Below are 13,550 nucleotides of genomic sequence, written 5' to 3' on the forward strand. Positions count from 1 at the left end.
AAGAAGATTGGACAAATCTTTGGCGAAAAGCAATTAATGAGCTAAAAAATATATTACGTTTGTATTTAGATGACCTTGTCGATTAATAAAAACCCACTTCGGTTGAAGTGGGTTTTACATTTGTGTAGATCTTATTATCTGTGATACTAATGAAAACAATCAGTAAGACGTATGAATGGATGCATTTTATAGCCTTTATTATATTACGATGGTTCACTAATAGATGTCCCGCCAGAAAAATGCGAATTTACAACGTTAAAGAGAAACGTAAACAAAACAAGAGCATACTCGCCGTATTCGCAGAATTTGAACGGGACATTATCCAAAAGCGTACAGAAGTCGGTCTTAAAGTTGCTAAAAAACGTGGTAAAATCGGAAGCCATCTGTAATAGATGCAGATAAAAAAGACAAATTCGTAAGCTGTGTGATGCTGGAGAAAATGCTTCAGACATTGCAATCACTACAATAAAAACGATTGTTAAAATAATAACAATTTTTTATTTTTCATCTCATAACTACCGACAACCCCTCTTAAATAGTTTTTATAAGCAACAAATAGCCTCCAAAAGAAAATCAAAATTTTGATAAATAAGCCGTTGTTCTAGCTATTTGATTTAACATTCCCAACTTTCATTCAAGAACGTTGTTTTAATTTGTTTCGTATATATTTTTCTAAATCATAATAATTAATTAATCTTTTCCTAAAGTAAATCCCTCAAATAACCGTCCTCCAAATGGTTTCAAAACATCATCAACTAATTGGATCACTAAAGCTTTGTTGCCAGTTTTATAAAAAGTATCAAAGGCCTCTACGAAAGTAGTTGTGAACACTTCATCATAATTTTTTAATGCTCGTACGACCCATTTTGATGATCCAACCCATTGACCGTTCGTTCTTAAAAAGAATTCACTAATTAATTCTGCAAGATGATTGGCTATAAATATATCTTCCGCTCTATTAGCGCAACCGATAAAATCTTCTAAGGCATCCGTAATAAAATATCGCTTTGTATTAATTATTGTGTCTGTCCAAATTTCTGGACCATTAGTTAATAATTGTATCGCTTCTTTTTTAATTGCGTTAATGATCCCATCATCTTTTAGAATCATTCCTTCTGCAACCATTTTGGGCATTGAGGGCATAGCACGTTTACAATCCATTTCGAAAAACTGTTTATAAGAGGTTAAATTATGTACAAAAACCTCTATAGCCCATCCATAATCTATTAAAGATTCTCTATATGATGAGCATAGCGCGTTATCAAAAACGACAATATCGAGGTCAGATGTTTCTGTGGCTTCACCTCTGACCACACTTCCAGCCAACAAAGCGCCTTGACAATCAGGAAAAGATTTTTCAATAAACGTATAAGCTGCTTCTTTCGCATTTATTTTCTCCACTGTAGTCACTCCCATGCATTCCTATTTAATTCATAGTATATAACGGAATGTTCAGATTTTTTTACTTATTGAAACTTACCTATTAAAGCTCGTTTGGCTTCATGTTGAATTGTACGGTCACAATTATCACAGGAATATTGGCCACGCATATTTCGTTTAAATATACGATATTTGTTCGTTCCTTCTAAAATTTGAAAATCTTTTTGCAGAAAATACAAGTAGCTTTATATGAAATCATTTTGTCCCTCCATCTTCAATCAGATTTTTAAAATGATGTAGATTGTTGGGTTTTAGTGGCATAAGTGAAAGCAAAATCGCTAAGATTACAGCGATACTAGCGAAAATAACTGTTGTCCATTGCAATGAGAACCATTCTGCTAAAAATCCTATTAACAGTGTAAACATTACTTGAAGAAGACTTTGTATTACGTTCAACATACTACTAAATCGGCCCATCATATCTGGATGAATCGTAGTTTGATAAAGTGTTGCGAATCCTGTATTACTGAAAGCCATAAATAAGCCCAACGTGACAAAACAAACGACGGCTATACTATAAGAATTGGCTAAATAAAAACCTAAATAACTAAGCATCGTAAAAAAAATCCAACTTTAAGGTAAAACACACTGCTCAACTTCTTAGTAAGAGCCGTCGCTAAAAATCCTCCAACAATAGCGCCGATACCTGCGATGGTGACAGTGAGGCCATATAAGCTTTCCGAAATACGAAGATGTGTGAATAAAAAAGTCATTTCCTGTGAATCTAAAGCAAACGCGATCATCAACGCAATCGAATACAGCATAATTAATTGTGTGAATAGACGAAGTTTTTTGGCGTAAACAAGGGTACTCTGCCAATCTTTCTTAATCGTTCGCCATGTTATTTTTGAATAGCTACTATGAAGCAACTTAGCTTCATTTGGAAGGAAAGTTAATAGAACAGCGCATAGAAAAAAAGTTACGCCATTCAGCCACATCGCCACGCCTGGCTGAAAGATTGCTAAAAGAATGCCTGCAAATGCTGGACCAATCATAAATGAACCAGAATTTAGTGTAGAATGAAGCGCATTAAAACGCTGCTTATGCTCTTCTTGTATATGCACAGTGATTAAGTACGTGCTGCTTGGACCAAAAAATGTGCTTGCACTATTCGTTGCGCCAACTAAAGCATAAATAAGCCATAGTTGATCCATAAATGGCATGAGACAAACGAAGATGCCTCGTACTATGTCTGTGGCAATCACGATTTTCTTTTTGTTCCAACGATCAATATAAGAACCAACAAAAAATTACAAATGATGCGAATAACAGGGCCAATAACGAAAAGCATCGCTACTGCTGCAGGGGAATGCGTTAAATTCCAAATGAAGACGTTTAAAGCAATCAAGTACACCCAGTTACCTAATTGGGATATACCTAAACCTATTAGTAAATACGCATAATGTCTAGGCCATTTCATACGTGATGCCCGTTGGAAATTCTTTGGCGCATTTTCTCGCTCGTTTCAAATAAAATTTGATACAGTTCTCCCATGCGTTTATATTGTTTCGCTTCTTCATGTACTTTTGCAACGAGAGGGCCATATGACAACATCAATTCGATATGTTCAGCTTCTGAAAAATAGTTAAATACCGTTTTTTCGATTTTATAAAACGTATCTAGGGATTCTAATGTATCTATTTTTTCGAATGCTCTCATTAATAAAAATTGCATATGGTGGTGCGTACCTTCTGAAAATTGCTTTTTTGAAAGCTCGTGTATTTCTTTAGAAAATAACTCTTTTTTCTCCCCAAATAACAACGTACGCGTATAGTTTATACGTGTGTGAATATCATTTTTGAAAGCTAATGCTTTTTCATAATAGTGAACTGCGCGCTCGAATTGTTTATTTGATTCATAGGTGAACGCGATATTATTATAGATAGACGACCACTGATTATCTGTGGCAATCGTAGGAACATATTCTAATAGTTCAATAGCTGCATGGTATTCTTTCAATGCACCGTCTGTCTGGCCTAAAGCATTTAATATCACACCATACATCGAATAAAGCTTTACTTGAAAAAGTGGCTTATATCGATGTTTGAATAACTGAATGGCTTCTTCGATATATTGTTTAGCAAGTGAAAATTGATACGCTCGATGACTAGCAAATGCTAAATGGTATGCATAGTTTGCTTGTTCGAACGTAGAACTTTTAGCTAAATGAAACTTACTATTTGACTGAAACTCTCTATTTAAGATGGCATCATAATTGCCTATTAGTAACTCATAATACGTTTTAGTTGCCACAAACAATTGCCATTCTCTTGAATCACTCGGCAATAATGAATCATTTAAAGAAGCGAGAATGGTAGCTGCTTCCTCTATACATTCTTGGCTTAATAAGTAACGACCATACACTAAATCTACTTGTATTTGTAAACTTGGTGATGTACGTTGTTCATAAATCAATCGAAGTGTTTCTAACTCTTTTTCATTGATTGTTTCATTAGACAGTAAATTTTCATAAATTTGTTCAATCAATTGTTCTTGTTGACTATCTTTTTCAAAGTAAGATGTAAAATCCAAATCTAATCGTTGAAACAATAATTGATATACGATTTCATTAGGCTCTACTAAGCCATTTTCAATTCTACTTAAATAAGATGTCGTACATATACCTACAGCCAATGTATCTTGATTCATATGATGTAATTGCCTAAAAAACTTGATCGTCTGTCCAATTTTATTGTGTCTGTCCAACTTCATCACCTCAGTTATTATCATATCAGAATAATTTAATTAAATATTGTGTAAATAATAGCTGATTATCTAGACTATGTATAAGGAATTCTAGTAGATTGTGTAATCTATAAAATCCAAATCATTGAGAGTGGAGTGAATATTGATATATGATTAAATCGAAAGTCGGGGAATATATAAAAAGAAGCGGTGTGGTTTTTCATTAAATTTAAACGGTACTTCCATCGATAAGAAGTTTTTATTTTTTCTCATGTTATCATTCATGAAATTCATCTCTCCCTAGAGTTTGATTTCCTAAGTCTTTTTTTGCCGTTATTTAATGATACCACTACCGTTCGATCCGCTTCGTTACATACATAAGCAAGGTGACCGAAAAAATGATAAACATGAGGCTATTCAGTGCGCGCATGAGAAAGGGGTCGCTCGGATACCCAAATAGAATATAGCCAATTGAATAAAGCGCAGCAATCCATTTGATCGTTGTACATACTATTGTTTTCATCGTGTTCACCTCGTTTTTTAGGTCTATGGAATGGCTCGCCATGTTTTCGTCATAAAGACGGCGAAGCGGTGTGGGAAAGTTTGTTATAATAAAATTTTCTAATGAATGAATGCAGGTAGGTAAAAATATGATGATAAATCGAAAACGTATGATGTGGTTTAGCTTATTAGGCGTTCTTTGTGTAAGCTCGCTTTATTTTGTTTTTCACAATCATGCATTGTATGAACAGACGATTGGGGAAGTGACGTCTGTTACGACGCTCAATCAAGAAAACACAATCGATCAATACGAAAATGAAGATACGTTATACACGCAGCAACTTACGCTCACATTAAAAAATGGGGCACATCAAGGGCAAGAAGTCATCGCTGAAAACGGGTATTCGACATCGCAGGCGAATGATTATGAATTGAAAAAAGGAACAGAGCTGTTCGTCACGATGAAAGAGGCAAAAGACGGTACGCAGAGCGCAACGATTGATGGTGTGAAGCGTGATAAATATTTAGCAATCATCATTTGGATGCTGCTGCTCATGTTAATTGTCGTCAGTAAAAAGCAAGGTGTCTTTGCGATTGTGACGCTTTGTACGAATGCGTTTATTTTATCATACGCACTCGACCTCTACATCGCAAACGAGCAAGCATCTCTCTTATTCATATGCAGTATATGTATTTTAATTTTTACTATTTTTTCTTTACTCGTCGTCAACGGCGTCAACAAAAAAACCGCTGCGGCGATTATCGCGACGCTCATCGGGACCGCCGTTTCACTCGCGATTACGTTCCTCGTCTTAAAGCTGACGAATGAGCAAGGTTTATATTATGAAGAGCTGCAATTTTTAACGCGCCCCTATAAAACGGTCTTTTTTGCCGGCTTATTTTTAGGCGCACTTGGCGCAGTAATGGACGTCGCCATTACAATTTCCTCGTCATTAGTAACGCTTTACGAGGAACATCCGACCATTTCGATCAAAGCACTGACACAATCCGGTCTCGAAATCGGCAAAGACATTATGGGGACGATGACGAATATTTTATTTTTCGCTTATATTAGCGGCTCGATTCCGATTTTGATTTTGTATTTCAAAAATGCGGGGGCATTCGGTTATACATTGTCCATTAATTTATCTTTAGAAATTGTCCGGGCACTTGCAGGTGGGATCGGCATTGTCGTGACGATTCCTGTCGCTTTATATGTGACCATTTTATTTATTTTGAAAAGTAAGAAGGTGGTTAAATGAATGCAATCGTCGTTCTTGCGCTCATTTTATTTGTACTAATGTTCGCCATTGGTGGTAAAAAAGGCATTCGCTCATTTATCGCCTTATTTTTAAATTTCATCGTCGTCATCGTTTTATTATTTTTTATGAACGTTCCATCGCTTAATCCAATTGTCGTCACGCTCATTGCGTGTATCGTCATAAGCTGGATTAATTTATTTTTCATTAATAAAATCAATAAAAAAACGCAAACAGCGTTCGTCGCTTCCATTATATCAACGCTCGTTCTCGTAGGGGTCATTACATTCATTTCGCAATTTGCGCTCATTCAAGGATTCGGCGAAGAAGAAACGGAAGAACTCGGCGCTTATTCACTTTATGTCGGCGTCGATTTTATGAAAATCGCCATTTCCGTCATTATTATGAGTACGATTGGGGCGATTACAGATGCGGCGATTGCGATTTCGTCGCCTATGCAAGAAATGTATTCGCATCAACCGACAATCGACCGCAAAGCATTATTCCGCTTCGGCATGAGCATCGGTCGGGACATTATCGGAACGAGTATGAATACGCTATTCTTCGCATTCATCGGAAGTTATTTAGCGCTCCTCATTTGGTTCAAAGACCTTCACTATTCGTTCGGTGACATCGTCAATTCCAAAATTTTTAGCGGGGAAGTCATTACGATTTGCTGCTCAGGGCTCGGCGTTGTCCTCGTCATTCCAATCACGTCTTGGATTACGGCTTATTACTTCACACGCAAGAAAGTGCAATAAGGGAAAAAGCTACGTTATGGGACGTAGCTTTTTTGTTTACATAAAAATAAAACAAGCGACAATGATGGATTGTCGCTTGTTTCATAAAGAGTGTGACGTACGTTTGATGGAATTTACTTTATATACATGTGCGTACAATCAATCTTGATCGATTATAGCACCTTCTAAATCTAAATCGTCTAAACCTGTTACAATTTTCGCAACATTGTCTTTATCCGTCTTCGTTATTAACGCGCCCTTTAAATCTCCAGAGCGGTATAAATAATAACCAGCGTAGGCATCGTCATATATTTCGAAGGCATTAAAAACAGCGAGCGTATAAGACGTATAATCATCGTGGACACTTTCATCTTCATTCAACTCTTTAATATATTTTTCGAGCTGATCGGCAGTTTCTGCAGAGGGCATTTCATTCGTCGTTTCGTGAATAGCGATTCCTTCACGAGCTACATTATTGCCACTATCATCTGTATCTAAGAATATCCTATATCTTAAAAATTGAGGAGGTAAGTATTTGACGGTTTTATAAAGTTCTCTTTTTCTTTTCTCATCTTTTTCATATACCGCCCATTCTTCATCGTTGTACCCTATATTTTCTTGCGTTTGAGTGAAAGGTTTCGTGTGTTTCGCAATTTCTTGTTTCCAAATTTTTTCGTTATCTTTTATATTTTGTTCAATAAACGCATCGGTACTTTTAAAATCGCGTAAGTCTTTCAATTTATAATAAGATAATTGATGTTGTGCTTCTTCCTCAGTTAAAAATTTATGTGCTTCTACATTTTGTATTTTTTTGTCTTTCACGGTTAAGACATTTTTTATATAAGAATCTTTAGATACGGCCCCTGTATCCCCATCCACTTCAACGATGAACCAAGTTCTATTATTTTTACTTAAATCTTCACCGATTCTAAGTGGCTTTTCTTCAGAGAACGCTTGATTGCTCGTTACGTTACTTTTTGTTTCTTTATCATTTGTATCGGAATCTTTTCCACAACCAGCGAGTAATAACAAACTAGCCAATCCTAATGCAACTATTTTCTTTTTGTTGAACAACTTAACAGTCTCCTTTTCTTTTTAATATCATAATAATATCATTTTTTTGAAAAAATACCAAATTTATACCAAAAATTCTTTATTTATACACTTTTCTTCGTTGCAGAATGTCAGACGTAACTTTAATTTTTTACCTCTTTATTAGAAGTATACATGCAAATCTTTATAAATAAATATACTTAAAAGTATATAAAAATACAAAATTTAAACTATAGAAAAATAAGGTATTCGATATTTTGGAACTATACACAAATAATTAAAACCCCTTTACCATTTAGATTAAATAGTAAAGGGGTTTTAAAATGAAAAAAATAGTATTTACATGTTTTCTTGCTTGTGCAGCATTATTAATTAGCATTTCTTATAATGCAAAGGAAGCTCAAGCATTAACGCATAAGCCGGGTGACATTTTAGTTACGAATAAAACTAGTTTTGTCGGAATTGCTGGACATAGCGCAATCGTGATTGACTCTAAACATGTTTTGCACACATCTGGTTGGAAAAGTGAGCCATACCCTAAAGTAATGACAATTAAAAATTGGTACAAACGTTATGGCAATAAAGTAAAAGTCGTTCGTCCTAACAATGCAAATTTAGGAAAAAAAGCTGCAAATAATGCGAAAAAATATTTTAAAGGTAAAAAAATTCCGTATTCTTTAAAAGCACCATTAAAAGGGACAAAGAAAACATATTGTAGCCAACTTGTATGGTATTCATACTATAAAGCGGGCAAAACATTTAAAACGAATTCCGTAACATTTAAAAATAATTTTGATCACATTACTTGGTCAACACCAGCAATGATTACACCATATGATTTTTCTAATTCAATTGAAGCCAAATATAACGGTTTTAAACTTGTGGACAATAAATTTTAAAGCTGTGAAATAAGTAAAAAGGAGTAGCTCAGGCTACTCCTTTTTTGTTTGAAAATTATGCAGTTTTTATGTAACTTCGTTTAACGTTCTTACGCTATCCAACAATCTCAAGTACATCTTCCAACTTCCTCACTTCATACGTCGGCGTAAAGGATGTGTGGTTTTCTTTTTCGTACGGATTGAACCAACATGTCGCAATGCCGTAGTTATGGCCGCCTCGTATGTCGGACGTTAAAGAGTCGCCAACGAGGAGGACGTTGGCTTTTTCGGTAATGTGTAATTGGGTGAATGCTGCATCAAAAATGCCGGCATGTGGTTTTTGGAAGCCAATCGCTTCTGAAATGATGAGTTGTTCAAATGCGTCACTGAATGGAGAATTTGCGATGCGCGCTGTTTGAACGTCCGTATAGCCGTTCGTAATAATCGCCAGTCGTTTATGAGCCAAAGCATGAATGACGCGTTCAGCGCCTTCAACGAGTTCTGTTTGCTTTCCGAGGTACGTTAAATACGCTTCATTGAATGCGACAGCATCGAGGTCTAGGTCATGTTGCGCAAACAACCGTCTAAATCGTTCTGAACCTAATTTGGTGAGGGTGATGTCGCCTTGTTCAAGTGCTTGCCAGAGCGCGCTGCTAATGTTTTCATAGCTTTTTTCGTACTGCGTTAAATTTGCGAGTAATCCATGCGCGCGAAACACTTCAGAAAAAGCGTGTTGCTCCGCTTTCGTAAAATCGAACAACGTATCGTCCAAATCAAAAAGAATGATGTCATACGTCATAGCGTGACCTCCTTTCATCGTTAACCCGTACTATAGCACACTTATGCTGAGGACGGCGAAGCTTTTCCGTTGATGGTACACTAAAGGAAGATTATTTATCGGTATAGAAGATTTTGAGCGGTAAGGGAGCGTGAGGGAAATGGGGATGCCTACACTTGAGCGGTGGCGTAACGATTATTTTGCGATTGTCGTCATAATCGGCTGTGCGTATGGCTTCATCACGAGTTGGGAACAGCATAAATTACTAGCAATCATGTTATTCATAGGCTTTATAGTTTGTCGTACATTTGCCTTTTTTGACGTGAAACGTATGTGGAAAAAAAGAGTTCAACAAAAGTGAGGAGAATGGATGATGACGGATATGAATCGAATCATGAACGAGTTGGACGAGGGAGAAGCAAAGTCTTTACTTGAGCAAATTTTTTCGGATATGCGAACGGTGGAAGAAGAGGCGCATTATTCGGAGCAACATTTTTTCTCGAACGTTCAAGAAACGTATCGAACACTCGTAGCGGATCATAAAAATCATGAACAGATGCAGCACGATACGGTACATATCGTTTTCGGCGATGCGGCTGCGGGAAGTTTGAAACAAGCATTACAGGCATTGAATGTAACGGAAAAAGAGACGATTTTGAACGTGGCAGATTTATTTTCTATTGGACCTATTTGGCAGCTGCATACACGAGAAGGCATGCAAAATCGCTACGACTGGCTGCGAACGCATTTAAACTTAGAGGAAGCGGCATTATTAGCATATGAACAAACGATCGAACGTTCTATACAAAAACTTCAAAACATACGCAAAGACCAAAACATCGTCATTTGGTTTGGTGACAATGCGCATGAGCAAACAGCGCTGCGCTTCATTGTTTACGTACTAAAAGAACAAGAGAATACGATTACAATCATAAATAGTCATGCCGCGTACACACGACATTTCCAGCGGGACGACACCCGTCATATGGGAGAAATGGCATCCGAGCAACTAAAAGAACTATACGTACAACCGCAAAATCTGCACGTATTGACGACGGAAGAACGCCGTGATTTTGAGCGACAATGGCTACAGCTTAGTGAACAACACGGTGTGTTACGCATTTGGGAAAATGATGCGGTGATACACGTACCGGAAAATCATTACGATGCCGACATTATTGAAATGGTTCAAACGCAAAGCAAACAAGGAGAATTTGTCAAATGTGTGCGAGTCATCGGCGAAGTGATGGGGCATATACCGCAACAGATCGGAACGTATTTTATTGAATACCGCGTGCTGCGTCTTATTGTAGACGGCATATTCGATATGGAAGGTGTTCCGTCTGCGATGCATCGCTACACTATTAAAATGAAATAATGATTAACATCGGCATGAATCTTCCTTTACTGCTGTCACATCTAAAGTAGTAGAAGCGAATGAACAAGCAGTAATGCAGGCGATTCGAAGTTTAGTAGCGGAATAGAAATGAAAAAAACAGCTCAATGAAGCTGTTTTTTTTTTACGTATGTTACGCAATGAATTTAGCAAACCATGCAATGTAATAGGCTGCGGGAACGAAAATAAGTTGCGCAAACAATGTTCCTAAGAAGCGGGATGTCATCATCATGACAGACGCTCTTTTTAAGTCTAAGTAACTGCCTTTTTTATTGAGAACATCATCTGCTAAAATCGAAATTTTAGGGTCGATAAATACAATCAGTAAAATGGTCGCAATGCCGTTTACGAGTCCAGAAGCCATAATGGCAGTCGTTTTGTACTCCGGAACGAGTAGGCTCGCATATAAAGCGGAAAGAACACCAATCGTATAAACACCAGTAATAACCATATTAATCAAAAACAATTGAACGGGAATATCACTGATACGAATCCCACGTAAATAAGAGAAACTCGGTCTTCGAATATGCTTCAACCCTCTACGAATATAGGCAGGGCTGAAGCCTTTTTTGACTAAAGCAGGAATCGAACCACGCTCTTTTGCTAAATGAACAATTGCTCTCGAAAAAAGGGCGATGAACGTAGGTAAGCACAGCATACCAAGTAGTGTACCGACGGAAGCGGCACTAATAATGAATCGAAATTGACTTTCGACAAAGTGAAGCGTATGCTGACCAGCCGCTTGATCGACTAAACTACCGGTAAATGGTTGCTGCATCATATTGGACAGTCTTGAAACCATGACCATCACGTTAAAAAGAGATAATGCTGAAGCGAGTAAACGTACACGCACACCTGCAAGACGAACCGCATAGGCGAGCGTTTCAATCGAGTGAATAATTAATATAAACAAAGCAATCATAATGAGTTTTTCTGTAATGAGTTCTATTACGAACACCGCCAAATCCTAATTTTTACAATTTGACGTTTTTTGGATGTGGAAGTTTCCATAAAAAAAGCCCGCTTCCAGTTGGATGCGGGCGATTTGAAGTTTAGTAGTAGAAGATGAGTATTAAAAGGTTTCAACAGTTGAGGAATGAAATTATACATTGAGCTCGTAACGGTGCAAATTGGTACGAGTTTTTAATTGTCTATTTATATTCTGTGAAATCTATTTAAAAACAAAAAGTGAACAATGTTTACTTTTCGCTTGTTGTATGTTAAATTCTGTATAAAGGAGATGATTATATGTTTAAAGTACAGAAAAATGAACAATATTCTTTTGATGATTTTTTGAAACAGAGGTCATTGTTAAATGATATAGAGAATCCATTTCTTCAAAAAGTGATAGAAAATATGATGGGAGATTCTTTTACGAAGCTTTTACCATCATTACAGCAATTTAGTGAAAAAGTATCGTACAAGTGGCGGCCGATTATTAGTGAATATGCTCGACCAGAAAACCATCCAAAGATTCGACATTTTGATGCATATAATCATCGAATCGACCGAATTATACGACCACAGGAGGCCGTTCAAATATCAAATGAAGTTTTTCAAGAGGGCATATTCTCAAATGAAAATCATTTATATGAAGGAATTATTAAGCGTTTCTTATTGCAAGGAAATGGAGAAGCGGGTATTTCTTGCCCATTAGTATGTACAGACGGATTGATTGCCTTAATTGAAGCTTTTTATGACGAAGTGTCGGATGAAGTAAAAGAGATTCATCATCATGTGAAAGAAGGAATTGCTGGAGATTTTGGTATCGGCGCACAATATATGACGGAAATGCAAGGTGGTTCTGATATTCCAGCGAATGTACTGAAAGCTGTCCCAGATGGGGAGAATTATCGACTATATGGTCATAAGTTTTTCTGTTCAGCTGTTCATTCAGACTATGCGGTCGTAACAGCACGAATTGAAGACAGTAATCAAGTAGCGGCTTTTATCGTTCCATCATGGTTGCCTGGAGATCGGCAGAAAGAAAAAAGAAATAATTATGAAATTAATCGTTTGAAATGGAAGTTAGGTACGACTGAATTGCCTTCTGGAGAAATCGAATATAATGGAGCGGTTGCTTATCAAATTGGTCCGAAAAATCGTGGTGTTGCTATCGCTGTTAGCTTAGTTTTGACAAAATCTAGACTTGATATTGGTTTTGGAAGCGCAGCATTTTTAATGCGTGCAGCCCGAGAAGTTAAGTTATATACGAGTTTTAGAGATGTATTTGGAAGGAAAATTAGTGAATTTCCAATGGCAGCAGTACAAATTGCAGATTTAGAAGAAGCGGCAAAGCGTACTGTTGCAACAGCTTTTCACATTTATACATTGTATGAGAAAAAGGAAAGCACACCTTTAAAATCATTTGCGCTGCGTGAACTCATCTTACTCCAAAAAATTTATGCTTCTAAAGAAACTGTAGAGAAATTGCGATTGGCTATTTCTTTATTTGGTGGGAATGGCGCAATTGAAGATTTTAGTGATTTACCAAGATTATTTAGAGATAGCATGGTAAATGAATTGTGGGAAGGACCACGTAATGTATTATTAGCTCAAATTTATCGAGATTTACTAAAATCAGAATTCTCGTTACAGGACTTATTAACAGAGATGTTTCCGCAGTTAGATTCAGAGGAAGTTGAACAATATACGTTAGAAATTCAGTCGATTATTAAAATTAATTTAGTGGATTTACCAAATAAAGAAAATGTAAGAGCCGCAAGACGGTGGGAAATTTTATGGGAAGAATTATTTGTTTCATATCAACAATTTGTAACAGAGCCATACGAAGATTTACCAATTTTCTAAACAAAGGGG

General features: G+C 36.7%; 13 protein-coding genes and 1 pseudogene. 7 read left to right on the forward strand and 7 right to left on the reverse strand.

Going from position 1 to position 13,550, the window contains the following annotated elements; genetic code table 11:
• Positions 1–239: 239 nt before the first annotated feature.
• Complete coding sequence (locus KSHG_RS19115; protein ID WP_315970518.1) at positions 240–389, forward strand: recombinase family protein; 150 nt, start codon at positions 240–242, stop codon at positions 387–389.
• Between the two features lie 301 nt (positions 390–690).
• Here KSHG_RS19115 and KSHG_RS08760 read toward each other — a convergent pair whose 3' ends face one another.
• The 4 genes and pseudogenes from KSHG_RS08760 to KSHG_RS08770 form a co-directional block, all read right to left on the reverse strand.
• A complete protein-coding gene (locus KSHG_RS08760; protein WP_010304661.1) occupies positions 691–1,401 on the reverse strand; it encodes a nucleotidyltransferase domain-containing protein in 711 nt (236 codons plus the stop codon).
• 234 nt (positions 1,402–1,635) lie between these two features.
• Positions 1,636–1,995 (reverse strand): major facilitator superfamily protein, encoded by a 360-nt coding sequence (locus KSHG_RS18020; RefSeq protein ID WP_010304663.1) that lies wholly within the window; start codon positions 1,993–1,995, stop codon positions 1,636–1,638.
• Positions 1,980–2,678, reverse strand: a pseudogene (locus tag KSHG_RS18025) (MFS transporter); the annotation flags it as partial. The pseudogene KSHG_RS18025 and the gene KSHG_RS18020, both read right to left, overlap by 16 nt.
• A 178-nt stretch (positions 2,679–2,856) precedes the next feature.
• Positions 2,857–4,089, reverse strand: coding sequence for a tetratricopeptide repeat protein (locus KSHG_RS08770; RefSeq protein WP_010304668.1), 1,233 nt, complete (start codon positions 4,087–4,089; stop codon positions 2,857–2,859).
• A 668-nt stretch (positions 4,090–4,757) separates the two neighbouring features.
• Between KSHG_RS08770 and KSHG_RS08775 the strand changes: the two genes are divergently transcribed.
• Together KSHG_RS08775 and KSHG_RS08780 are read left to right on the forward strand one after the other, a co-directional pair.
• Complete coding sequence (locus KSHG_RS08775; RefSeq protein WP_026022551.1) at positions 4,758–5,888, forward strand: YibE/F family protein; 1,131 nt, start codon at positions 4,758–4,760, stop codon at positions 5,886–5,888.
• Positions 5,885–6,646, forward strand: coding sequence for a YibE/F family protein (locus tag KSHG_RS08780; protein WP_010304672.1), 762 nt, complete (start codon positions 5,885–5,887; stop codon positions 6,644–6,646). Before KSHG_RS08775 ends, KSHG_RS08780 begins: the two co-directional genes overlap by 4 nt.
• A 138-nt stretch (positions 6,647–6,784) precedes the next feature.
• Here the strand turns inward: KSHG_RS08780 and KSHG_RS08785 are convergent, their stop codons facing one another.
• The gene (locus KSHG_RS08785) at positions 6,785–7,699 is read right to left on the reverse strand and encodes a hypothetical protein (protein ID WP_010304674.1); all 915 of its coding nucleotides are present in this window, start codon (positions 7,697–7,699) and stop codon (positions 6,785–6,787) included.
• 302 nt (positions 7,700–8,001) lie between these two features.
• Here KSHG_RS08785 and KSHG_RS08790 point away from each other — a divergent pair, with 302 nt between their 5' ends.
• The gene (locus tag KSHG_RS08790; RefSeq protein WP_010304676.1) at positions 8,002–8,577 is read left to right on the forward strand and encodes a hypothetical protein; all 576 of its coding nucleotides are present in this window, start codon (positions 8,002–8,004) and stop codon (positions 8,575–8,577) included.
• Positions 8,578–8,671: 94 nt separating this feature from the next.
• On the opposite strand, the gene KSHG_RS08795 is transcribed toward KSHG_RS08790, so the two are convergent.
• The gene (locus KSHG_RS08795) at positions 8,672–9,355 is read right to left on the reverse strand and encodes a YjjG family noncanonical pyrimidine nucleotidase (protein WP_010304679.1); all 684 of its coding nucleotides are present in this window, start codon (positions 9,353–9,355) and stop codon (positions 8,672–8,674) included.
• Between the two features lie 139 nt (positions 9,356–9,494).
• Here KSHG_RS08795 and KSHG_RS18485 point away from each other — a divergent pair, with 139 nt between their 5' ends.
• Together KSHG_RS18485 and KSHG_RS16600 are read left to right on the forward strand one after the other, a co-directional pair.
• The gene (locus KSHG_RS18485) at positions 9,495–9,695 is read left to right on the forward strand and encodes a hypothetical protein (protein ID WP_010304682.1); all 201 of its coding nucleotides are present in this window, start codon (positions 9,495–9,497) and stop codon (positions 9,693–9,695) included.
• Between the two features lie 9 nt (positions 9,696–9,704).
• The gene (locus tag KSHG_RS16600) at positions 9,705–10,712 is read left to right on the forward strand and encodes a DUF1835 domain-containing protein (RefSeq protein WP_083844864.1); all 1,008 of its coding nucleotides are present in this window, start codon (positions 9,705–9,707) and stop codon (positions 10,710–10,712) included.
• Positions 10,713–10,863: 151 nt separating this feature from the next.
• Here the strand turns inward: KSHG_RS16600 and KSHG_RS08810 are convergent, their stop codons facing one another.
• Positions 10,864–11,652, reverse strand: coding sequence for a lipid II flippase Amj family protein (locus KSHG_RS08810; protein WP_042231727.1), 789 nt, complete (start codon positions 11,650–11,652; stop codon positions 10,864–10,866).
• A gap of 326 nt (positions 11,653–11,978) precedes the next feature.
• Between KSHG_RS08810 and KSHG_RS08815 the strand changes: the two genes are divergently transcribed.
• Positions 11,979–13,541 carry an acyl-CoA dehydrogenase family protein gene (locus tag KSHG_RS08815; RefSeq protein WP_010304689.1) on the forward strand — a complete coding sequence of 521 codons (1,563 nt, stop codon included), beginning with the start codon at positions 11,979–11,981 and terminating at the stop codon, positions 13,539–13,541.
• The last annotated feature ends 9 nt before the right edge of the window (positions 13,542–13,550 follow it).

The organism is Kurthia senegalensis (genome assembly GCF_000285595.1).
Classification (GTDB): domain Bacteria; phylum Bacillota; class Bacilli; order Bacillales_A; family Planococcaceae; genus Kurthia; species Kurthia senegalensis.